Origin of the sequence: Paracoccus sp. 22332 (genome assembly GCF_052045125.1) — a bacterium.
GTDB classification, from domain to species: domain Bacteria; phylum Pseudomonadota; class Alphaproteobacteria; order Rhodobacterales; family Rhodobacteraceae; genus Paracoccus; species Paracoccus haematequi_A.
This window is the reverse complement of sequence record NZ_JBQEOI010000160.1, coordinates 1-304: the sequence shown is the minus strand read 5'-3', so window position 1 is coordinate 304 and position 304 is coordinate 1. Positions and strand designations below refer to the sequence as shown.

Sequence of the window (304 nt, the reverse complement as noted above, 5' to 3'; positions counted from 1 at the left end):
TCACTTCGACCGGCGGTCGAACTCCGCCATCGCAAAATACGCTGATGCCTTGCGAAGGATCTCGTTCGCCTGGCGCAGCTCGCGGTTCTCGCGTTCCAGCGCCTTCATCTTCTCGGCCATCTCGCTGAAAAAGCCCGGACGTTTGCCGATATCAACCTCGGCCTGGTTCGCCCGCAAGGTGCTGGCTTGGCGCATCACTAGGGTCAGGACCCATTGATTGTGACCTTGATCGGTGCTTCAGGGGGCACAGGAGGCCCCACTGATGAGCAATCTTTTCTGGCTGAGTGACGCGCAGATGGCGCGC

At 60.2% G+C, this 304-nt stretch carries 1 pseudogene; it reads right to left on the bottom strand.

Annotated elements, in window-relative coordinates:
* A pseudogene (locus ACTJI6_RS24330) lies at positions 1–165 on the bottom strand (IS3 family transposase); the annotation flags it as partial.
* Positions 166–304 lie beyond the last annotated feature (139 nt).